At 58.6% G+C, this 20,617-nt stretch carries 22 protein-coding genes; 4 read left to right on the forward strand and 18 right to left on the reverse strand.

The window, feature by feature from the left end; genetic code table 11:
- Positions 1–7: 7 nt before the first annotated feature.
- Both J2S31_RS01350 and J2S31_RS01355 read left to right on the forward strand, forming a co-directional pair.
- Positions 8–1,012: a glycosyltransferase family 2 protein gene (locus tag J2S31_RS01350; RefSeq protein WP_237097249.1), complete on the forward strand. Its 1,005-nt coding sequence runs from the start codon at positions 8–10 to the stop codon at positions 1,010–1,012.
- Positions 1,013–1,068: 56 nt separating this feature from the next.
- A complete protein-coding gene (locus tag J2S31_RS01355) occupies positions 1,069–1,740 on the forward strand; it encodes an outer membrane protein (protein WP_237097250.1) in 672 nt (223 codons plus the stop codon).
- 41 nt (positions 1,741–1,781) lie between these two features.
- Here the strand turns inward: J2S31_RS01355 and J2S31_RS01360 are convergent, their stop codons facing one another.
- The 11 genes from J2S31_RS01360 to J2S31_RS01405 form a co-directional block, all read right to left on the reverse strand.
- On the reverse strand, positions 1,782–3,260 hold the full coding sequence (locus tag J2S31_RS01360; RefSeq protein ID WP_272908486.1) for an ArnT family glycosyltransferase: 1,479 nt from the start codon (positions 3,258–3,260) through the stop codon (positions 1,782–1,784).
- A gap of 763 nt (positions 3,261–4,023) precedes the next feature.
- Positions 4,024–4,914 carry a glucose-1-phosphate thymidylyltransferase RfbA gene (gene rfbA / locus J2S31_RS01365; protein ID WP_237097252.1) on the reverse strand — a complete coding sequence of 297 codons (891 nt, stop codon included), beginning with the start codon at positions 4,912–4,914 and terminating at the stop codon, positions 4,024–4,026.
- A 2-nt stretch (positions 4,915–4,916) separates the two neighbouring features.
- Positions 4,917–5,300, reverse strand: coding sequence for a GDP-mannose 4,6-dehydratase (locus tag J2S31_RS01370; RefSeq protein WP_237097253.1), 384 nt, complete (start codon positions 5,298–5,300; stop codon positions 4,917–4,919).
- A 157-nt stretch (positions 5,301–5,457) separates the two neighbouring features.
- On the reverse strand, positions 5,458–6,060 hold the full coding sequence (gene cysC / locus J2S31_RS01375; protein ID WP_371831637.1) for an adenylyl-sulfate kinase: 603 nt from the start codon (positions 6,058–6,060) through the stop codon (positions 5,458–5,460).
- A 431-nt stretch (positions 6,061–6,491) separates the two neighbouring features.
- On the reverse strand, positions 6,492–6,836 hold the full coding sequence (locus tag J2S31_RS01380; RefSeq protein ID WP_237097255.1) for a hypothetical protein: 345 nt from the start codon (positions 6,834–6,836) through the stop codon (positions 6,492–6,494).
- A 118-nt stretch (positions 6,837–6,954) separates the two neighbouring features.
- Positions 6,955–7,473, reverse strand: coding sequence for a peptide deformylase (def, locus tag J2S31_RS01385; RefSeq protein ID WP_237097256.1), 519 nt, complete (start codon positions 7,471–7,473; stop codon positions 6,955–6,957).
- 2 nt (positions 7,474–7,475) lie between these two features.
- Positions 7,476–7,985, reverse strand: coding sequence for a glycine cleavage system protein R (locus tag J2S31_RS01390; protein ID WP_237097257.1), 510 nt, complete (start codon positions 7,983–7,985; stop codon positions 7,476–7,478).
- 222 nt (positions 7,986–8,207) lie between these two features.
- Positions 8,208–8,669, reverse strand: a complete 462-nt coding sequence (locus tag J2S31_RS01395; RefSeq protein WP_237097258.1) for a terminase small subunit — start codon at positions 8,667–8,669, stop codon at positions 8,208–8,210.
- Positions 8,670–8,787: 118 nt separating this feature from the next.
- Positions 8,788–8,913 (reverse strand): hypothetical protein, encoded by a 126-nt coding sequence (locus tag J2S31_RS14545; RefSeq protein ID WP_272908488.1) that lies wholly within the window; start codon positions 8,911–8,913, stop codon positions 8,788–8,790.
- Positions 8,910–10,076 (reverse strand): MraY family glycosyltransferase, encoded by a 1,167-nt coding sequence (locus tag J2S31_RS01400; protein WP_237097259.1) that lies wholly within the window; start codon positions 10,074–10,076, stop codon positions 8,910–8,912. The genes J2S31_RS14545 and J2S31_RS01400 overlap by 4 nt, the downstream gene beginning before the upstream one ends.
- Positions 10,076–10,924: a glycosyltransferase family 2 protein gene (locus tag J2S31_RS01405; RefSeq protein ID WP_237097260.1), complete on the reverse strand. Its 849-nt coding sequence runs from the start codon at positions 10,922–10,924 to the stop codon at positions 10,076–10,078. The genes J2S31_RS01400 and J2S31_RS01405 overlap by 1 nt, the downstream gene beginning before the upstream one ends.
- A gap of 171 nt (positions 10,925–11,095) precedes the next feature.
- Here J2S31_RS01405 and J2S31_RS01410 point away from each other — a divergent pair, with 171 nt between their 5' ends.
- Complete coding sequence (locus J2S31_RS01410) at positions 11,096–11,713, forward strand: DapH/DapD/GlmU-related protein (RefSeq protein WP_237097261.1); 618 nt, start codon at positions 11,096–11,098, stop codon at positions 11,711–11,713.
- On the opposite strand, the gene J2S31_RS01415 is transcribed toward J2S31_RS01410, so the two are convergent.
- Positions 11,714–13,006, reverse strand: a complete 1,293-nt coding sequence (locus J2S31_RS01415) for an O-antigen ligase family protein (protein WP_237097262.1) — start codon at positions 13,004–13,006, stop codon at positions 11,714–11,716.
- A 251-nt stretch (positions 13,007–13,257) separates the two neighbouring features.
- Between J2S31_RS01415 and lhgO the strand changes: the two genes are divergently transcribed.
- Positions 13,258–14,463: an L-2-hydroxyglutarate oxidase gene (gene lhgO / locus J2S31_RS01420; RefSeq protein ID WP_237097263.1), complete on the forward strand. Its 1,206-nt coding sequence runs from the start codon at positions 13,258–13,260 to the stop codon at positions 14,461–14,463.
- Between the two features lie 166 nt (positions 14,464–14,629).
- Here lhgO and neuC read toward each other — a convergent pair whose 3' ends face one another.
- The 6 genes from neuC to J2S31_RS01450 all read right to left on the reverse strand — a co-directional run bounded on the left by neuC (position 14,630) and on the right by J2S31_RS01450 (position 20,611).
- Positions 14,630–15,760 (reverse strand): UDP-N-acetylglucosamine 2-epimerase, encoded by a 1,131-nt coding sequence (gene neuC / locus J2S31_RS01425; protein ID WP_237097264.1) that lies wholly within the window; start codon positions 15,758–15,760, stop codon positions 14,630–14,632.
- Entirely contained in the window at positions 15,757–16,803 is a 1,047-nt protein-coding gene (gene neuB / locus J2S31_RS01430; RefSeq protein WP_237097265.1) for an N-acetylneuraminate synthase, read from the reverse strand. The genes neuC and neuB overlap by 4 nt, the downstream gene beginning before the upstream one ends.
- The gene (locus J2S31_RS01435) at positions 16,797–17,606 is read right to left on the reverse strand and encodes an SDR family oxidoreductase (RefSeq protein WP_237097266.1); all 810 of its coding nucleotides are present in this window, start codon (positions 17,604–17,606) and stop codon (positions 16,797–16,799) included. Before J2S31_RS01435 ends, neuB begins: the two co-directional genes overlap by 7 nt.
- Entirely contained in the window at positions 17,593–18,285 is a 693-nt protein-coding gene (locus J2S31_RS01440) for an acylneuraminate cytidylyltransferase family protein (protein WP_237097267.1), read from the reverse strand. Before J2S31_RS01440 ends, J2S31_RS01435 begins: the two co-directional genes overlap by 14 nt.
- Positions 18,282–19,259, reverse strand: a complete 978-nt coding sequence (locus tag J2S31_RS01445; RefSeq protein WP_237097268.1) for a Gfo/Idh/MocA family protein — start codon at positions 19,257–19,259, stop codon at positions 18,282–18,284. The genes J2S31_RS01440 and J2S31_RS01445 overlap by 4 nt, the downstream gene beginning before the upstream one ends.
- Before the next feature lie 119 nt (positions 19,260–19,378).
- The gene (locus J2S31_RS01450) at positions 19,379–20,611 is read right to left on the reverse strand and encodes a hypothetical protein (protein ID WP_237097269.1); all 1,233 of its coding nucleotides are present in this window, start codon (positions 20,609–20,611) and stop codon (positions 19,379–19,381) included.
- Between the last annotated feature and the right edge of the window lie 6 nt (positions 20,612–20,617).

Below are 20,617 nucleotides of genomic sequence, written 5' to 3' on the forward strand. Positions count from 1 at the left end.
AAACACATTGCCTCCTTCCCGTATGAATGAGCTCGGCGCCACGGCGGTCATCATCGTCAACTACAACAGCGGGGCGTATCTGAAAGCCTGCCTGGAGGCCCTGCGGGCGCAGTCGCGGCCTCCGGACCGCGTCGTGGTCGTGGACAACGCCAGCGCCGACGACTCCCTGGAAACGGCCGTCCACGCCCTCCCCAACGCGGAGTGGATCCGTCTGGACACCAACACCGGCTTTGCCGCCGCCAACAACCGCGCCGTCCGCCGCGCCGCCGACTGCCGCTGGGTGGCCCTGCTCAACCCGGACACCGTCCCGGACCCGGACTGGCTCGCCGCCCTGCACCGTGCCGCCCTGCAGTATCCCGATTTCACCTTCTTCGCCAGCCGCCTCGTGCAGTACGACGATCCGCATAACCTCGACGGCACCGGAGACGTCCTGCACGTCAGCGGATTCGCCTGGCGGCGCGACCACGGCCGCCCCGCCCCGCCCCGTCCGCGCGCCACCGGCGAGGTGTTCTCCGCCTGCGCCGCCGCGGCGATGTACGATCGAAACGCCTTCCTCGACGCCGGGGGATTCGACGAGGATTACTTCGCGTATCACGAGGATGTGGATCTCGCGTTCCGCCTGCGCCTGCGCGGCCACCGGTGCCTGTACGTCGCCGACGCCACCGTGGCGCACGCCGGGTGGGGGAGCACCGCGAAAGACAGCGCGTTTTCCACCTACCACGGCCATCGCAACATGGTGTGGACCTTTTTCAAAAACATGCCCGCGCCCCTGCTGTGGAAATATCTGATGTCCCATCTCTTCTATAATGTCCTCATTGTGGTCTGGTTCATGCTGAAAGGCCGGGGTGGCGTGATTTGCAAAGCCAAGTGGCATGCGTTGCGCGGATTGCCCGGCGCATTGCGCAAACGCCGGGCCATCCAGCGCGCCGTCTGCGTTCTGCCACGGCAGATTGCGGACGGGTTGTGCAAAACGTGTATGGCCCCCGCCAACCGCTTCCGCAAACAGGGATGACCATGATACGCCGTCTCTTAAGGATGGTTAAGTCTCGGGTTCACGGATGGATTCGCATGCAACATAAAAAGGCTGTGTTGTGGATGGTATTCGGCGCGCTGGCCTGTCCCGCCGCCGGTTGGAGCGACCAGGCGGCGCTGTTCGAAACCCAGCTCACCGAGCCGGGCGTGTACGTCGCCGCGTTCGGCGGGATGTCGTTCCAGTCCGATTCGAACGTGAATCTGGATGCGCCGGGCGGTACGCTGGGCACGCTCAAATTCGACACCGGCTCCCTGTTCGGCGGCGCGGTGGGGTATCAGTTCGAAAACCCGTTCCGCATCGAAGCGGAGCTGGCGCACCGCGGGTATGATGTCGGGCGGGTGAAAAGCGCGGGCACGGTGGTCCCGGCCGGCGGCGACGTCTCCATCCTGAGCCTGATGGTCAACGCCTATCACGATCTGACCTATGACCAGTGGAAACCGTATTTAGGCATTGGCCTCGGCGTAGCGGACGTTGCGTGGAACGATGTGACCAGTGCGTTGACGCCGCCGATTGATCACAGCGACTACGTCTTCGCAGTTCAACTTCTTGCGGGCGTCGGTTATGAATTGACGCCTTTAATCACCGCTACAGCCGGGTACCGCCTGTTCGGCACCTCCGACCCCAAGTTCACAGCGCGCAACGGGACTGTCGTCACGGGTAAAATCATCGCCAGCGAATTCATTCTGGGTCTGCGCTACCGTTTTTAATTTCCATTGCGGTGCGCCTACAGGATTAAACCGATTCCGATTCAATCCGCTTTCGGCTTCAACCGCCACAGTCCCACCTTGCCGTATCGTTGAACCGGTTCCAACTGCGCCATCTCTCGCGGTGGGAGGCGGTTAACTACGGTGCGCAGTCCGATGAAGAAATGCCGCGCGCGGTTTTTATCGCGAAAGAACGGGCTAATCTGCTCGATGCGCTTGGTTTGCCCGCGCAGATAATATTCGGCGGAATGGATGCGTTCTCCGAAACACCACAGGCGGCACGTTTTATCCGGACACAGCGTTTTGAATTTTTCGACGAACGGCTGGTATGTCACCTGCGACACCCACTTCGGATTCTGCAGAACGAATCCTCCGGCCACGAACACCGCACCCAGAATAACGCCCGCCGCCATCATCGCCATCGGCAGAGGGTCCGGCGCGGACGATTCCGCGTTCCACGAACCCTTAAGCGCTATCGCTAGCAAAAGGGCCGCCGCCGGCGCGGCGGGAAGGGAATAAGTCCAGATGATGTTGCGCGCAAACGTTAGAAACATCGCCGGCACCAGCACCCAGCAAAGCAGGAAGAGGACGAATTCGCGGCGTTCCTCTTGCAGTGCGCCGCGCAACCCGTCCGGACCGTGGCGTTTGAAGAACAGGTAAGCAGGAGCTAGCACGCTCCACGGCGCCAGGCCGATCAGATAAAATACCCAGATCATGCCGAAGGGCTGGCCGCGCGCCCAGCCATAACGGTCGCCTTCCCACCCCGGTTCCAAAAACCGGCTGAAATGTTCGCCGATGAAAAAGTAGTGAAGGAAGCCCGGCGTTTTCATCTCCGCCGCGACATACCACGGCACGGCGATGACGCCTGCGAGGGCAAGTCCGCTCACCCACGGCAGACGCCCGCAAAACGATTTCCATTTTTTAGTGAGCGTCAGCCACACCGCAATCGGCAGCCCGCCCACCGCGAGGATCATCAGTCCCTTGGTAATCAGGCCCGCGCCCAACGCGGCGAACATCCAGAGTCCGTTTCGGACGCCGCCGTCACGGCTGAACCGCCAGCAGGTGCTCATCATGACGAACAGCGTGAGCAGGAGAACCAAGTCGGTCATCACCGCCCCGGCCGACACCAGAAACACGGCGCTGGTTGCAAGCAGAACGGTGGCGAAGTGCGCAGTGGCGGTGTCTTCGCATTCCTTCACGAAGCGCCAGAAAAGAAAAAGCAGAATGGCGGAGAGAACAAGGATCGGTGCGCGGGGACCGAACTCGCCTGCGCCGAACAGCGCAATGCCTCCCGCCGACAGCCAGAAGGCCAGGGGCGGTTTTCCCCAGAACGGCACGCCGTTATCGAACTGCGGGACGATCCAGTGGCCGCCTGTCACCATTTTGCGTGCGATCTCCGCATAGCGCGCTTCCGTGTCGTCCATGATGGGTATCATCACAGCGCCCACGACCCGTGCACACAAAAGAATGATCAAAAAAGCAATTATCGGCTTTGCCTGGTTCCGACCGAGCTTATATTGCATGGGAACATTCTACGGCGATAGAAAGTATCTGCCTGGTTAAGGTTTCACGGACCAGAAATGTCGATTTTTAATTTACCATGATAGGTCGATATTTTGGCCTTATAACTAGAGGGGTGAGATCGGTCGATGATTAGGCCTCGATGAATTGCAGTTTTGGAGTTTACAGCTAATTACAATTGGCTTGGAGGGTTCACGCCGACTTTACCCCTAGCAGGGGCAGGTCAACAGCGTCTAAATATTCACTGTGCCAGCCAGATTCTTACAACCTTGACCGTAAACTCTGGACCATTGTCCGATCGGGTAAAGCCCGGTTATCCACAATAGAGGAGAGGAATAGATGCACCAGTTGTATTAAAATTTTTGGAGTTAAGGATTCTGGCCACCCTGATGGCTAGCACTCCCGGCTGCATTCATCAATCACCGTCAGCATTCGAAGTGCTGGACCATCTTCGATTCTGATTACTACAAGTTCATATCCACACATGAACCTTAAATTGCGGCCACATCCGGATACAGGATCGATCATTCAGCCACAGTCTTTTCCATTTTTATTGTTTTTTGGGAGCCTTCAAGTCTTCCCGTTTCCATCACTGTTCTACTTACCAGCCTTTTCTCAGATTGGAGATGATCTCTTCCGGCCGAAACTACTTCATCAGCCCCTCCTAAGTACCCTAAGTATTTAGCCCAAATCCTAACACAACGACTGGTTCAGTTTTAGTGGCCAAGTCAGCATGGGTTTGTCCTGGCGGCGGCCATCGGCGTGTCATTTATTTCGAGGTATTAAAGGCGGGGGCAGGCTGAGCAGGTAGTCGCCGTAACCGTTGCTGCCATACAGGGCAGCGAGGTGTTGCAGTTGCGCCGTATCGATCCAACCGTTCTGGAACGCAATCTCTTCCGGGCAGGCGATCTTCAATCCCTGCCTGCGTTCAATGGTTTCGACGAAGGTATTGGCTTCCAGCAAGGCTTCGTGCGAACCGGTATCAAGCCAAGCAAAACCGCGTCCCATGATCTGCACCTGGAGCGCCTGCTGCTTCAAGTAATGTTTATTGATGTCGGTGATCTCCAGCTCGCCTCGCGTCGAGGGTTTGAGGCTTTGGGCGATGTCTACCACCTGGTTGTCATAAAAGTAAAGTCCGGTGATGGCATAATGCGAACGCGGCTGTTTCGGTTTTTCTTCTAGGCTAACTGCGCGGCCGTCGGCGTCGAATTCCACCACGCCGTAATCCTGCGGGTTACGCACCCAGTAACCGAATACTGTAGCTCCTTTTTCCTGTTTTGCTGCTTGCCTTACCATTTCTATAAATCCATGTCCGTAATAAAAATTGTCGCCGAGGATCAGGCTACATCCGTCGCGGCCGATGAAGTCCTTGCCGATGACAAATGCCTGCGCCAGTCCTTTCGGTTCCGGCTGCACCGCGTACTCAATGTGGAGACCCCACTGGTTGCCGTCTTTCAGCAGGTTTTTGAATTGTGGCTGGTCCTGCGGTGTGGTGATGAGGAGGATTTCGTGGATGCCCGCCAGCATCAATGTGGACAGCGGGTAATAGATCATCGGTTTGTCGTACAAGGGCAACAGTTGCTTGCTGACGGCAAGCGTCAAAGGATACAGGCGCGATCCGGTGCCACCCGCCAGAATGATGCCTTTAGTGATCATCGTTATAAGGCCTCACGGTTTGTGGAGTCCCAATCGATCGCCCTGGTACTTGTCGCTTCCAAAAGTTCGAAGGTGCCAACTACATTGGTTTGGATGAAATCGTCGGGGGCGTCGATGGAGCGGTCCAAGTGTAGCTCGGCGACAAAGTTCAGCACTGCCTCGGGCTGGTGTTCGGCGAATACCTGATTGACGAGGTCTCGGTCGCGAATGGCGCCGTGCACAAACACATGGCGCGAATCGTCTATGACGGACGCCACCTTATTCAAATTGCCGGCGTAGGTCAACGTATCGAGGGTGACCACACGTGTGTCGGGTTGTTGCATCAGCGCCAGCGCGCAGTTGCCGCCGATGAATCCCACGCCACCGGTGACCATGTATGTTTTCATCAAAACTTCCTGATGGAGATCAAACCAAGCACTGAAAGATAATTTTAACCATTTTTCGGGGGTTATAAACTTAATATAAGCGCTATTATCCTGAACGATAAATGCGAAACGCCAAGACAATATGCCTGCAGTTTGAAATGAATACCGGGTTCCACGTTCAGCGGAGGAAGACGCAATTGTTCTTCATGAAGCTTAGAATGGCGTTCACGCACTGGTCAAGCTTCTGTTTGTCAGTGCGTAGGTGAATCTCCGGATTCAACGGCGGTTCGTAGGGGGAGGAGATACCAGTGAAATTTGGAATTTCTCCCTTCCGGACTTTTCGGTACAGGCCTTTGGTGTCACGTTGCTCGCAAACTTCCAATGGGCAGTCTACAAAGATTTCTATGAACCGTCCGGTTTCGGTCGAAGCTCGGATTTGATCACGATCAGCGCGAAACGGCGAGATAAAGGCGACGATTACTATAATCCCGGTCTCGGACAACAACCGCGCTATTTCGCCGATGCGGCGGATGTTTTCCTTGCGGTCTTCGGCGGTAAAGCCGAGGTCCTTGTTGAGCCCGCTGCGCACCACGTCCCCGTCCAGGATGGTCACCAGTGCCTTGCGCTCGAACAGGGCTCGCTCCAGAGCGATCGACAACGTCGTCTTGCCGGCTCCGGACAGGCCGGTGAACCACAGAATGGTGCCTCGTTGCTGATATTGCTGCTCCCGTTCCGTGCGGCTGATCTTTTTGGAAGTCGGAGGGGGTTCGGCTGGGTCCACAGCGATTTGTACGTTGTCGGTGGTCCGAGATGATTGGGATTTTTTGGAGTTCAAAGTGGATTCGGAATATAAGGTTGGCCTTCACGATCTGTTGGTATTTTAAGCAGTTCGCACCGGTTTGGCAAGCAGTAGCCCGCCCCTGTTTAGGAGTACCGTTTTTTGAGTTAGAGTTTCAACCTTGTGACTCACACCCATTTATTGAGTCATTTGTAATGTGAAAAATTCCATATTATCCGTGGGTTTTCGGGGTCTTGAGAAGTCAGACTAAACCTTATTCAAGTATGCCCATTGGTCCACGGCCTTAGGGGTGAAGTCCGTGCCATTGTCCACCCAGATATTGGTTGGCTTGACTCTCTCCCGGATCAGGCGGCTCTGCGGCAGAGACCACCCGCTCGCCCCGGAGCCGGTATCCGGCTTCAATCGCCAGACTCTTACGACGTAATTTCTCCATCTCCATTTAGGTCGATTATGAGAATTTTAGCATTATAAACGGTCCAGATTCTGGGGAGCAGGTCAAGCAATGTCCACTGAATGAATCCACACAAAAAAGCGACGATGAATGGAACGTTGCTGACCGGTTGGACCTTGAAGTCCACTGAAGAGACCATCCAGTAAACGAGCATGATGACCAGTGAATGGATGATGGACCACACTGGCTTGCCCAGACTGCCGACATTCCGGACCTTGATCTCCCTCCTCGTGAGCGCCTTGATCATGTTGCGGTAGGCGTGCACGGTTTTCAGGTAATGATTGAGCAAGTTCCAGGTTCCGGTCATCGCACTCAATCCAAATCAAAATTTTTGGAATGCCGGTTGGTTGCGTCTCAAAGGGCCCGGTTCTACAAGGGATAAGCCTGACGCGGGCGCCCCGGGCTGGCAGGGTGCGGTCAGGAATTCAGCTTGGGGGAGAGGAGTCTTGTTTCAGTGTGCGCGGAAACAGATCGTGGCGGCGGCTGACGAGGCGGTCGAGGAACAGTGTGCCGTCGAGGTGATCGATTTCGTGTTGCGCCGCGCGGGCTTCGTAGCCTTCCATCTCATACATGTGTTCTTCGCCCGCCTCGTCCAGCGCGCGGAGGGTCACCTTCCTGGCGCGCACCACGTTGCCGATGAAGTCGGGAACCGACAGGCACCCCTCGCGCCCCTTGGTTTTTCCGGACCGCTGAACGACTTCGGGGTTGATCAGCACCACGCGGCCGTGATGCTGGATATCCGGCTTCGCCGACACATCGATGAGCACGATGCGTTCCAGCCGCCCCACCTGCGGCGCGGCGATGCCCACCGAAGGCGGTCCGGCGCGCATGGTTTCCTCCAGGTCGCGAATGAAGGCTCGCACTTCGTCGTTCACTTCGGCCACCGGTTTTGAGATTTGTTTCAGCAGGGCGTTGGGATAAGTCAGGACTTGCAGAACAGCCATGGTCATCCCATCAGCGTGTCGATCGGCGACAGGTGGGTTTCCACCTGCTGATCGCGGGACAAGGCTTCGCAGGCTTTCTGCAGCGGTGGCAGGCCGTGTTCCGCCACGCCCTCGATGTGCATGATGAAGATGGGCTCGGCTTCGGTGCCGCCGACGTCAGTTTCCAGGTTGAGGATGTTGAGCCCCGCTTCCGCCAGCGCACCGGTTGCGGTGGCGACGATGCCCGCGCGGTCCGCGCCGTAAATGCTGATCTTCACGTCCGGCTCGACGTGATGGTGCAGATCGGCGTCGATGGCGTCGAGGTGCATCATCAGGTTCCACGGCTGGATGGCGGGTTGCAGGCGTGCTTTCAGTTCTTTCAACTCCAGCGGACACCGCACCATGAGCATCATGGAAAAGTTGCCACCCAGGCGCGCCATGCTGGCCTCGCCGATGTTGCCGCCGCTTTCATACAAAACCCGGCTGACGGCGGCGACGATGCCCGGCCCATCCCGTCCTACCAAAGTAAGCATATACCAGTTTTTCATCATCGGGTTCCTTCAACCACGGTTCTTTGGATGAAGAATACTTGCAGTTTGCCAAATTTGGTTGACCGGCATGTGTTAACGACTTCTGAGTGCATCCACTTTATAACTGATTGAGAATTAATATTTATTAAAGTGAATTCTGGTTGTTGATAAAACTTAAAAACGAGTGCAAGGTAATCACCTTGGTATTTTATTGAAACTAAAAGCCTAAGGGCGTTTTCGGTTTTTGGGATAAATACCCATATGCTTTGCCAACAAATGTAGAGCCCGGAGCTTATTGTGCATTTTAACGCCAGTCACCTGAGCATTTTTATCGAATGAAAAAGTGATTTGAGAAATACCCACTTTTTGTTCTGGTGTCAGTTCTTCCATAGGTATTAGCTTAATGCCGTCTGGCCCCCAACTGCAAACATCCGAGATGTTTGTGAAAGCGATGCTGGCAAGCTCATTGAGAAGTCGTTCGCGGCGCGCTTCCAATCGTTTTGAGCGCTCATAGAGCCCCCTTTGAATTTCTGTGTGAATACTAAGTTTTGTTAAGTTCTGAGACCCTTGAACATTGGCCGTTTTTCGGGAATATCCGGCTCTAATGGCTGCCTGAGTCGCATTCAAATCTATTAAATATTCTTCTACAAATCGTTTTTGCTTTGCAGTAAGCCCTTTATTTTTCATTGATTACGCCATCGGGTTCGCAAGTTGCCAAATGAGGGAGTGAGTCAGTTGCTTAGGGCGCGACGTTCTTTAAAAATCCTTTTTTCATTGGTAACCATAGATTGGACACAGGTTAACCTCAAATTTCATACAAAACCCGGCTGACGGCGGCGACGATGCCCGGCCCGTCGCGTCCCACCAGTGTGAGCATGTACCAGTTTGCCATCGACGTCTCGATTCCTTGCAGGTTGATGGGCACCTTCACCAGGTTCCGACGAAGAACCCGACGTTCAATATCACGAGGCCCGCGATCAGTGGATACGGACTGGCCACCAGCCGCCGTATGAACAGGCGGTCGCCGTTGCGTGTGTATTCAAAATGAATCAGCGTCAGGATCAGAAGACTGACATTCAATATCAGAAACAGAAGAAAAAGAAGAGTGAAAAATGGAATGCGGTCGATGTTGCGCGTGTAGATCAACGTGATCAGGTCGAAATACAGAGTTGCGCCGAACAGGATGGAGATGGACTGCCGGGCGGTGAAACCGAGTTTCACCAGGCGGTGGTGCAGGTGGTCGGCATCGCGCGCGAAGGGACTTTCGCCTTTAAAGATGCGGCGGAAGAATGCGAATACCGTATCGCTGATCGGCACCACCAGCATAGAGATGGGCAGGATGAAATACACCTCGTCCTGAAACCCGCGCGCCCAGACGCTGACGAAAACGAGCGACACCATGAGGCCCAGCGGCAGACTGCCGGTGTTGCCGAGGTAGATCTTGGCGGGTGGGAAATTGAAAAAGAGAAAGCCCAGCACACTGCCCGCCAGCAGGGCGGCGAGGAACGAGGCCTCGTAAATTTCCCGGTCCCAGAACACCATCGCCGCGAACATGCCGGTGAGGAAGGCCAGCCCGCCGGACAGGCCGTCCTGTCCGTCCACCAGGTTGAAGCCGTTGGTGATGCCCGCGATCCACAGCAGGGTCCACGCCGCGCCCAGCCAGGCCCAGTCGAAAACGCCCACCTGGTTGGCCGTCATTCCGTTGAGCACCAGAAACAGCGCGATGAGGACCTGCACGCACAGTTTGAACCGCGCCTTCAGGTTCACCAGGTCATCCACGAATCCCAGGAGGATCATGGCCAGCACGCCCACGGTCAACAGCAGGAACGAGGTCATGTACTGATTGTGCATGGAACCGAGGTAAAGGCACGCCCACAACACGAACAGGAAGGACGCGATCACCGCCAGCCCGCCGAAGGGGCTGACCTCTTCCTTATCCTTGTGTGCGCGGGAACGCGTGAGGAGGAATTCCGCGAGGGGATGGGTGCCTTTCAGGAACCGCGTCACCCACCAGGTGAGAAGCAGGGACAGCCCCAGTGTTCCGGCAAATGCCAGCAGATGCGTTTCAAGAGATATCGGAAAATTGATGGACATCACTTCCACCTCGATCCGATCAACTGCGTCAGGCAACGCAGGCCAATCAGCAACCCCACCAATCCGTACGCCAGCGGGTTGGGCCGCATGTGCTTTTTCCAGTAATACGCCATGCCGCGGTGGCGCTTGACGATCACCATCGCAGGCAGACTGCAGTTGCTTGCCCCGGTTTCGTGAGTGACGACCGCTTCCGGATGATACACCACCCGGTATCCCGCCTGCCATGCCGTGCGGCACAGGTCCACGTCTTCGTTGAACAGAAAATAGCGTTCATCGAACCCGCCCAGCTCCCGGAACCGTGCGCGCGAAATCATCATGCAACATCCCGACACCCAGTCCACGTCGCGCGTGGCGGCGTGATCGAAGTCGAGCATCAGGTACTCGCGGGTGAAGCGGTTTTGGGGGAACCAGCGGCTGAGCAGGGAGCGGCGGTTGAACAGTCCCGTTGCCAGCCGCGGAAACCGCCGGCAAGACGCCTGCACTGTACTGTCCGCGTTGAGCACCTTCGGCGCCGCGATTCCGATATCGGGATGGGATGCGAGCAAGCCCCGCAACGCGTCCACTGCGCCGGGGTGCAGAACGGTGTCCGGATTCAAAAACACCAGCAGGTTGCCCTGGGCCTCCTGCGCCGCCTGGTTGCAGGCGCGGGCGAAGCCGACGTTTTTCGCGTTCGTGGTCACCCGGACATCGGAAAACCGAGTTTGAAATTCCCGCAACCCGTCGCGGCGTTCGTTGTTCACCACGCGGATTTCAAAACGCGCGTTTGTCGTTGTATCGTATATGGATTGGACGCATTTGTCTAAACAGTCGCCATGATTGTAGGTTACAATGACAAACGTCAAATCCATCTTTCCGTCATGATTGGGATCCACACCCGGCAGGCGGGATCGGATGGCTGTATGCGGTCAGCATAAAAGGAAACCTCAATCAAGTAAACAGGCATTTGATTTGCCGGAGCCACCTGGCGCCGGGTTCCGCCGTTCCGGCAGGTTTCGATTCCTATAGGAACCGCCTTTGATTTGATTTCGATTATGGAGCACTTCGCTACACTGGGCAGAAACTGTCTGATTGAAGACCGGGTCCGTCTCGGATTCCAGTACCGCGACCGTTGTCTGAAAGCCCGCATCGGCGACAACGCGGTGATCCGTTCGATGAGCCTCATCTATGGCGACGTGGTGATCGGCGACAACTTCCGCGCCGGGAAGGGGGTGGTGGTGCGCGGCAACACGCGGCTGGGCAACGATGTGGAGCTCGACAACGGCGTCATCATCGAAGGCAATGTGCAGATCGGCGACCGCGTGAAAATCGGCGCGCGTTCCTATGTGCCGCACGATGTCATCATCGGCAGCCAGGTGATTTTGGGCGAGGAGGTGGTGCTGGGCTTTGGGCGCTACACGGAGGAAACGCGGTGTTCTCCCGCGGGAAGCGTGGGAACGGTCATTGGCGACAGGGTGATCATCGGTTCGAACTCGGTGATCCACCCGGGCATCAACATCGGAGAGGAATCCTGCATCCTCGAGGGCACGACGGTGACGCAGGACATCCCGCCGCAGTGCATTGCGACCGGTGCGCCGGCGAAGGTGTTTCCCCTCACGCGCGAATTGAGCAAAAAAATGAAGATGGAGTTCAGCCGCTGATCATGCGGATTTTTCGGAATCAGCCGGGGCTTCTTTTCTTGCGAGACTGAGGCCCATCATGAAAAACGTCAGCATGGCGACTTCGGAGTCAAAGAAGTTGGACTCGACCAGCCCGTAGGTGTGAAAGGCCAACACCGCCGCAATGCCCCCCAGCCGGCTCCACGCAGGACCGGGAGACCTGGCAATCCTGCCAAAACCCTGAAACGCATATTTGAAGTAGAAAATCCAGATAGTGAGCCACATGGTGAGCCCGACCACACCGGTTTCCACCAGCAGTTGCAAAAGATTGCTGTGTTGCGCGCGAAACCGTTTCAGGATGGGATGCTGTGGGTAGCGTTCGGCCATGACCACACTGCACTGGAATCCGCACCCGGTCCACGGATGGTCCTGAAATATTTCGATCGACGCGCGCCAGATGTCGATGCGGTCCTGCATGCTTTCATCAAAGCGGAACAGGTTGCGTTTCGCATCCAGTTCGTAATTTAGAAGGCCGCGCTGGGTGGATCCGGGAAGCAGGACCACGGCCAGCACCGCCGCCGCCACCATGGCTGCAAGGAGGCGCGGATTTTTGATGAGAAGAAGAAACCCCAGTCCGACCAGAAACCCCAGCCACGCGCCGCGCGACAGGGTCCATATCATCCCACCCACGATGCACGCGAGAGCGAGCCCGCCCACCATGCGCCGGTCTTTCACAAAAGCCCACCGCGCGGCGACCAGCAGTCCGCACAACATCATCATCTGGGCGTAGGTGTTGACGGAGCCGAACGGACCCCGCGCGCGCGGGCCATAGACGTCCATCGCAACGAAGTGCTGGTAGAACCCGACGAGTCCGGAAACCGCCGCCGCCACACCCAGCACGGCAGTGCACAGCGTCGGCGCATCCAGTGATGCGAATTGCGCCAGCCGATGCACAAAGCGGCTTTCGGGATTGCGTTTTTGAAGGCGGGAGGCGAGGTCCGCCAGCACCCTCTGCGGTGTGTTCGAAAGCAGGGTGTTGAGCGTCCAGAACACGATCAACGGCTCGCCGAATTTTTTCGCCTGGACCGCGCTCACTTCCGGCGCGTGGGCGGTGAGGATGGCGACCGTTGACGCGACGATGAACAGAAGGAACGGCACGGCCAGTGGAAACTGCATCTGCGCCCAGTTGCGGCTGAGCGAGTTGCGCACCACCCAGGCGGAGAAACCGACGAACAGGGCGATGGTGGTCAGGGAAATGGAAAACGGCGAGAAGAGAAGAAATAAAAAAAAGCCCGCAAGGTGGATGCGGTCCAGAATGTCTTTCGGTTGGTCCATGGAGTCTTGGGAAGGAAGGATGGCAGCATCCAGCGGAACCCGGTCCGGGGCTTCCCGGTCGCGTTTCCTTCTTGGGCAAAGGTGTGGAACCTTGACAAAAATAACGCAATTGCCCGAAGGGATCAATTGGAATCACCGATCGCCGGGGGAAAAGCTTTGCCAGCCAAAACGGATTTGTTTAGGATGAAACTCCGCCTTGCGGACAGCATTCGCGGCGAACCGGATCCCTCTAACCTTCACGTATGAACGCCATGACAACGGATTACCTGGTGATAGGCGGCGGCGTCATCGGCCTTTCGGTGGCGCGTGAGCTCAAACACCGTCACCCGGCCGCTCACATCGTTGTGCTGGAAAAGGAAACGCGCTGCGGTGCACACGCCAGCACGCGCAACAGCGGTGTCCTGCACGCCGGGTTTTATTACACCGCCGACAGCCTGAAAGCGCGTTTCACCCGCGACGGCAACCGGCGCCTCACCGAATTCTGCGAGGAGCGCAACCTCGCCATCCGCAAATGCGGCAAACTCGTCGTCGCCAAAAGCGAGGCGGAACTGGAAGGACTGGATGAGTTGTTGCGCCGCGCCGAGGTCAACGGCGTGCCGTTGGAATCGATCACCGAAGCCGAAGCACGGAAGATCGAGCCGCGTGTGCGCACCTGGGGACGCGCCCTGTTTTCGCCGGCCACCTCCACCGTCGATCCGGCCGAGGTGATGCGGGCGCTGGAGCGGGAAGTGGTGGATGCGGGGATTGAGGTGCGGTGCGGCGAAGGTTTTGTGAATTGGCGAAACGGCGTGGTGACGACGGAACGCGGTTCCATCGAGTGCGGTTATGTGATCAACAGCGCCGGATTGCACGCAGACTCCGTGGCGCGGCAGTTCGGCTTCTCGCAACATTACCGCATTCTGCCGTTCAAGGGATTGTACCTGTACTCGAATGAACCCGCAGGGGCGTTCCAAACCCACATCTACCCGGTACCGGATTTAAAACAGCCGTTCCTCGGTGTGCATTTCACGGTGACGGTGGATGGACGCGCCAAGATCGGGCCGACGGCCATCCCCGCGTTCTGGCGCGAGCAGTACCGGGGGCTGGACAATTTCCGGATGCAGGAGGTGGCCGACATCTGCCTGCGCCAGTTGAGCCTGGCCCTGCATGCGGATTTCGATTTCCGCCGTCTTGCATTGGAAGAGATGAAAAAGCAGTACGCGCCGTACATGGTGCGGCAGGCGGCGCGCATGGCGCGCGGTGTGCGGCCGAGTCAGTATAAAAACTGGGGCGCGCCCGGCATCCGCGCGCAACTGGTGGACCTGCGCGGGCCGTCGCTGGTGATGGACTTCCTGCTGGAAGGCGACGCGCGTTCCCTGCATATCCTCAACGCCGTGTCCCCCGGGTTCACCTGTTCGTTTCCCTTTGCCGAGCATGTGTGCGACCGCATCGGGCAGTACCGGGCGGAATCAAAGTGACGCCTGCGGTTTCGCGCCGACCCCGTTCACATTTTTCCTTAATCCTTCGGGCTGGACCGCGATCCTGGATGGCCACGAGGTTCCTATCGCGCGTGTGGCTCCCAATCTTCAGGCGGTGTTTGTTCCGAAGGGATCGCACACCCTCGCCTTCCTGAGGCGGGTCCGTTCAATACGTGTTGGATTTTTGCAGGATCGCGGGGTCAAGTGGAACCGTCCGCAGGAGTTCGACGATGCGCGCCCCGGCGTCGCCATCTCCGTACACGTTTTCGATGTTGGAGAAATCCGATTCCAACGCGCGGCGCAGGCCGTCGGCGATCGCCTGCTTTTGCGCCGGCACGTCGATCACGTTCGCATTGCGTTCACGTTCCGCCTGGCGGGTGCCGATGTTCACCACGGGCAGGCCGAAACTTGCGGCTTCGATGATGCCACTGCTGGAGTTCCCCGCCATGACGTCGGCCTTCGCCATCCACGACACGAATTCCCCGCGCGGCATGTGCACCCGTACGCGAAATCCCGGTTGATTGCGGAACTGTTCGATGACGCCGCGGATGCGGTTTCCCCCCGCGTCAGCGTTGGGCAGAAGGGTCACCGCCTGCGCACCGCACTCCATCAGCGCTTCCATCAGGTGAACGGTCTGCTGGGCCATGCTGTCGATTTCCTGCACGACGGGATGGAACAGCACCAGCGCCACGGGTTTCGCCGGATCGAGATCCTGTGCCGCGCACAACTCGTCGCGCGAACGCGTCGCCAGGGCTCGCAGACCGTCGAGTCCGGGCGCGCCGGTGATGAAGATGCGGTCCTCGCGTTCTCCCATTTTCACCAGCCGGTCGAAAGATGCCTGCGTGGCGACGAAATGGTAATGCGCCAGTTTGGAGATGGCATGGCGCACCGGCTCGTCCACCGTCCCCGACCGCTCGCCGCCGTGCAGGTGGATGACGGGAAGGTTGAGGTGGATCGCCGCCAACGCCCCCGCAAGCTGTTCACCGCGGTCCCCCAGCACGAGGACGGCATCCGGCTGTTCGAATTCGAGGGCGTCGATCATACCGATGAGTTCCGTGCCCAGGGCGCGGGCCATGCTGGCACCGGAGGTTTCGTCCAATGCCACCGGGATGCGCGCGGCGATGCGCAGTCCGCTGGACTCGATCTCCGTCACCGTGTTGCCGAAGTGCTCGGACAGGTGCATGCCGGTGACGCAAAGGGCGAGGTCGAGTTCCGGATCGTGATGGATGCGTTCGAGGGTGGCGCGGAGCAGGCCGAAGTCGGCACGGGTGCCGGTGACGTAGAGAATCTTCCTCATGGTTCGAGATCCGGCCAGTACAGCGTGTGAAAGGCGGGGCAGTCCAGAATGAGTTTTTTGCCGATCACCTTGTCCATGTCCTTGGGCGCGATGCCGGTGCCGGGACGCAACAGCACCAGGTCGTCTTGCGTGAGGACCGTTCCCGCCTTGAGCGCGCGCGTCAGGGTGATGCTTTTCCGCACCACGTCGCGCACCGGCAGTTCGGATTCGGTCGGTTGCTTGTGCTTCGACCCCAGCGCTTCTTCGATGGAACGGATGTGGTGCACCAGTTCCTTCAACTCGCCGGGTTCCAGCGACGCGGCGTGGTCGGGTCCGGGCAGGTGGCGGTCCAGCGTGAAATGTTTTTCGATGATCGTCGCGCCCAGGCTCACCGCCACCGGTGCGAGCAAAGTGCCCACAGTGTGGTCGGAATAGCCCACGGGCAGGCTCAGCTCCGCGTGCAGGGTGACCATCGCGTTCAGGTGCACGTCGCTGAATGCCGCCGGGTAGTTGGACGTGCAGTGCAGGATGGTGAGCACCTCCGCCAGCGGTTCCGGAAACCCGGCCCGGGCACGTGCACTGCGGATGGCTTCCACCGCGTCGCGCACTTCCTCCAGTGTCGCCATGCCGGTGGACAGAATGACGGGCAGGCCCTTGGATGCGACGTGTTCCAGAAACGGCAGGTTGGTGATTTCCCCCGACGGCACCTTGATCCGTTTCATGCCGAGTTCCATCAGAAAGTCCACCGATTCAGTGTCGAACGGCGTGGACATGAACTCGATCCCCCGTTTCTCGCTGTAGGTCTTCAGTTGCTGGTGCAATTGAGGAGAGAGCTCGAGTTTCTTGAGCATCTCGTACTGATTGTCCTGACCGGTCAGGTGTTTCTGGTAACCGGTGGTTTTGGCGGTTGGCGTGGCCAGCCGGTCGGCGCGAAAGGTCTGGAATTTCACGGCGTCGGCGCCGGCATCCGCCGCGGCGTCGATGAGCTGGAAGGCCAGCCGTTCTTCTCCGTTGTGGTTGACTCCCGCCTCGGCGATGATGAAACACTGCGATTTTTCTACCATACCGTCCACCCGCCGTCGACCACCAGGTTCTGCCCCGTCATGTACGACGACGCATCCGAAGCGAGAAACAGCACGGCGCCGCACATCTCGTCGGGTTCCGCCATGCGTCCCATCGGTACTTTCTGACTGTAGCGCTGGACGAAGGTGTCGTTCTGTCCGCTGAACACGCCGCCGGGGGTGACCGCGTTCACGCGCACGCCTGCATGACCCCAGTACGCGGCGAGGTATTGGGTCAGGCCCCACACCGCGGCTTTGCTGGTGCTGTACACCGCCGGGGTGTTGATGGCGCGGCCTTCGTATTCCGATCCCTCATAAATGCGCTGGTCCGGCGCGCTGATGCCGTATATGGAAAGCGTGTTGATGATACTGCCCCGTCCGCGTTCGGCCATGGCGGAGCCGAACACCTGGCACCCCAGCATGACGCCGGTGGTGTTGACTTCCATTACCTGGTTCCAGTCTTCCAGTGGAAACGTCTCGAACGGTTCAAAGAAGTTGGGACTCTTGAACGCGGCGTTGTTGATGAGGACGTCCACGAGGCCGAACTCCGCTTCAATTTTGTGATTGAGCGACACCAGCGCGTCCTTGTGGGTGATGTCTGCGGAATACGCGCGGACGGCGTCCGGGTGTGCGGCATTGACGGTGTCGGCCACGGCACTCGCTTTGTCGCCGTCGCGGTCCACCACCGCAACGCGCGCCCCCCGTGCGGCCAGGGCCAGCGAAAACCGGCTTCCCAGAATGCCTGCGCCTCCGGTCAACAGAACCGTCTTGCCGCTCAATGAAAAATTCGGGTCAGCGTGCTTCACGTTTTTCCTGCATCAAAAATTCAACCAGTTTGAGATCGATGGGAGAGTCGATGTCGATCGACCGCTCGCGCGGCATGACGTGCAAGCGTGCGCGGCCCTCCCACAGGCCTTTGGACAGCGTGTGCCGGTGCCAGACGTAAATCGACGCGTTCATGGCATACACCTTCGGTGCGGTCTGCCGCGTTACCAATGCGCCGTCGTGCGCCTTCACCAATTTATAATAACCGTCCGGTTGTTGTTCGACCATATTGAAGTAGGGGTTTTTTTCCGCTTCGTAGCCGGTGATGACGACATCGGTGTTCTCGTCGAGCAGGCGGAGGCAGGCTTCGATGTCCGCCACCTCGCGCAGGGGCGAGGTGGGATCGAGATCGACAATTGTGCTCACGTCCACGCCCAGTCGGGTGACGCCGTCCACCAGGTGCTGGATGACGGGGATCTTGGCGGCAGAGTCGGTGGCGAGTTCCGCTGGACGCGGAAACGGCACTTCTGCCCCGGCCTGGCGCGCCACCTCGGCGATCTCTTCATCCTCCGTGGAGACGAAAACGCGGTCGATCAGCGGGCACGTCCGCGCCTGCTCTATGGTATAGGCGATGAGCGGTTTGCCGAGGATGGGGAGAACGTTTTTGCGCGGCACGCCCTTGGAGCCGCCGCGGGCGCATATGGTGGCGATGGTGGTCATAGCACGCTCCCCAGCCTGGCCCGCAGTGCGAGTTCGGTGGTTTTCAAGCCATCGGCGATGTCGAGGCAGGTCGGGTGCAGGGTCTCGACGCACTCAATGAAATGGCGCATCGCGGACTTGTAGGACTGCGCCATGGTGAACCCCGCCTCACCGCAATCGATGACCTCTGTTTCGCGCGCGCCGATCTTTTTGAGCGACCGATCGGCCAGGTCCCACACCAGCGTGGCGCGGTCGCCCACCAGCTCGTACCGGCGCACGGGACGGCGCGATACGTAATCCATGTTGATCGTCACCAGCGGCGGCCCCTCTTTCTTTCTGAGCAGGACCGTGGCGGTGTCCTCCGCATCGATGTCGAGCATGCTGAACTTGCCGGAGTGGCCGGTGACGTGTTCGAACTCGCCGAACCACCAGCGCACCAAATCGAATTCGTGAATGAGGTCGAAGATCACGCCGCCGCCGAGATCGCTCCGCGCGCTGTAGCTTTGCCGGTAGTCCTGCGTCTTGCGCCAGTCCGGGAGCCACTGTCCGACGGTCAACTGCGCGCGCACCACGGTGCCGAGCGAGCCTTCCTTCAGAATTTTGCGGATGCGTGCGATCGATTCCAGAAACCGCAGGTTGCACCCGACCAGCGTCGGGCCGCTGAATTTGTTTTCCTTGAGCAGGCGGCGCAGGGCATCGACATCGGTCTGCCGCGTCACGGCGGGTTTTTCCAGGTAGAACGGAATCGCCGCCTCAATCAACGGAGTGATGGCGTCCATGTGCAGGCCGGAGGGCGTGGACACCACGGCGAAGTCGGGGCGCGGATTCAGTGTTTCGTAAAAATTGGTGACAACTTCCGCCCGGCAGGCCTCGGCGAGTGGGTCGCGCGCAGCTTCGCGGCGCAGGAATACAAACTCCGTTTCGGGATGCAGTTCACGAATGTTTTCCACGTGCCGGGCGCCGATGGACCCGGTGCCGATGATCAGGGCTCGCATGCTCTTATCACTCAAATAACGCGGTGTGCGGGTTTGAATGCCCAAATATTAAGGATAACCGGAAACGATGGAAAGGCAATGGAGAAGAGAAAACAGCGGAGTCGAAAGGCATTTGGATATCAGGAATTGCCGCGGTTCAAAATGGATGCGATGACACCGAGAATGTTTTCCGTGGCGCGGCCGAAATGGGGGAGCGACACAGCAGGCTTCCATTGTTCTTTCAGGACTTCCGTCAATACGGTTTCCAGGTCATCCAGGTTTTCCACGCCGCGCGCAAGACCCAGTTTGGAAAATGGCGCGTCTTCCGCGTACACGGAAAAATCGAGCGTGATGAACGGAACGCCCAACAGCATGCCCTTGACCCCGACGGTGGAAGTGAACGAGACCACGGCGTCGCAGGCTTTCAGCAGGACGTTGAGGTCGTCGGCCAAGGGACTGAACTCGGCGCGGTCCGGCAGGGCATCGACGGGACGTGTTTCGCTGGGATGCAGGCGCAGGACCAACTGCCAGTCGGGGTGGCGCTCAAGCAGTTCGAACAGCCGGGCATCGACCTTGCGCGGCAGATCGGAGTCGCCGGCCTTTCCCGTGCGCGGATGTACGGCGGGCAGAAACTGCGAGGCCCACAGAATGACTTTGCGGTCGCCCCAGCCTTTTTGCCGGCGAAGCGCCTGCGCCTGTGGCGCGAGATCTTCCTGGGCGAGGAAGTCGTATGCCGGGTTGCCGGTGACCAGGATGTCGTCCGCATTGCGGCCTTTCCCCACCAGGAAGTCTTTGATCGAATCCAGCCACACGCAGATTTTGGTGGCGTAATCGTTTTCACGAATCCATTCGTATTCGATGAGCGCGAACGAATCGACAATGCACACCGAGGGGATGTTCATTTTCGACGCCGTCATCAGCGCTGCCCGCTCGGCGCGCGGCGAGTTGGTGGCGACGACGAAGTCGGGTTGCATCTCTTCATACAACCGCTTGAATACGGTTGTGGGTAAAAAGGCGCGGCGATTTTTTTCTTCGTACAAACGCGCCGCCTCCGCCTCGCCATGTTTTTCGATCAGGTCCTGGTATGAGAGGCCGAGGTAGGCGACGGTCTCCGCGTGCGGCACGGCGGGGTTGGAGAGGCCTTCGGCCAGACGTTCACCGATTTCCAGCGCGCGCCGGTCGTCTTCGCGCACGAGGTCGCGGAAACCGATGTGCGGGATGCCCTCGCGCTCCAGAACGGTTCCGGCGGTGGTGAGGCCCAGCACGGTGACGTCGTACTCCGGATTCGCACGGAGCGCGTGGGCGACAGGCACGATCATGTTCACGTGGCCGCCGCCGTAGGCGACGCAAAGGATTTTCTTTTTAGCAGGCATGGTGGT

Source organism: Nitrospina gracilis Nb-211 (assembly GCF_021845525.1).
Classification (GTDB): Bacteria; Nitrospinota; Nitrospinia; order Nitrospinales; family Nitrospinaceae; genus Nitrospina; species Nitrospina gracilis_A.

Bases quoted from the DNA above. Each gene is read 5' to 3' on its own strand.
- J2S31_RS01395 (WP_237097258.1), bottom strand. From the start codon at position 8,669: ATGAAAAATAAAGGGCTTACTGCAAAGCAAAAACGATTTGTAGAAGAA.
- J2S31_RS01390 (WP_237097257.1), bottom strand. From the start codon at position 7,985: ATGCTTACTTTGGTAGGACGGGATGGGCCGGGCATCGTCGCCGCCGTC.
- neuB (WP_237097265.1), bottom strand. From the start codon at position 16,803: ATGGTAGAAAAATCGCAGTGTTTCATCATCGCCGAGGCGGGAGTCAAC.
- neuC (WP_237097264.1), bottom strand. From the start codon at position 15,760: ATGAGGAAGATTCTCTACGTCACCGGCACCCGTGCCGACTTCGGCCTG.
- J2S31_RS01440 (WP_237097267.1), bottom strand. From the start codon at position 18,285: ATGACCACCATCGCCACCATATGCGCCCGCGGCGGCTCCAAGGGCGTG.
- J2S31_RS01370 (WP_237097253.1), bottom strand. From the start codon at position 5,300: ATGAAAACATACATGGTCACCGGTGGCGTGGGATTCATCGGCGGCAAC.
- J2S31_RS01445 (WP_237097268.1), bottom strand. From the start codon at position 19,259: ATGCGAGCCCTGATCATCGGCACCGGGTCCATCGGCGCCCGGCACGTG.
- J2S31_RS01450 (WP_237097269.1), bottom strand. From the start codon at position 20,611: ATGCCTGCTAAAAAGAAAATCCTTTGCGTCGCCTACGGCGGCGGCCAC.
- rfbA (WP_237097252.1), bottom strand. From the start codon at position 4,914: ATGATCACTAAAGGCATCATTCTGGCGGGTGGCACCGGATCGCGCCTG.
- J2S31_RS01360 (WP_272908486.1), bottom strand. From the start codon at position 3,260: ATGCAATATAAGCTCGGTCGGAACCAGGCAAAGCCGATAATTGCTTTT.
- J2S31_RS01380 (WP_237097255.1), bottom strand. From the start codon at position 6,836: ATGACCGGAACCTGGAACTTGCTCAATCATTACCTGAAAACCGTGCAC.
- J2S31_RS01355 (WP_237097250.1), top strand. From the start codon at position 1,069: ATGCAACATAAAAAGGCTGTGTTGTGGATGGTATTCGGCGCGCTGGCC.
- lhgO (WP_237097263.1), top strand. From the start codon at position 13,258: ATGACAACGGATTACCTGGTGATAGGCGGCGGCGTCATCGGCCTTTCG.
- J2S31_RS01405 (WP_237097260.1), bottom strand. From the start codon at position 10,924: ATGGATTTGACGTTTGTCATTGTAACCTACAATCATGGCGACTGTTTA.
- def (WP_237097256.1), bottom strand. From the start codon at position 7,473: ATGGCTGTTCTGCAAGTCCTGACTTATCCCAACGCCCTGCTGAAACAA.
- J2S31_RS01415 (WP_237097262.1), bottom strand. From the start codon at position 13,006: ATGGACCAACCGAAAGACATTCTGGACCGCATCCACCTTGCGGGCTTT.
- J2S31_RS01400 (WP_237097259.1), bottom strand. From the start codon at position 10,076: ATGTCCATCAATTTTCCGATATCTCTTGAAACGCATCTGCTGGCATTT.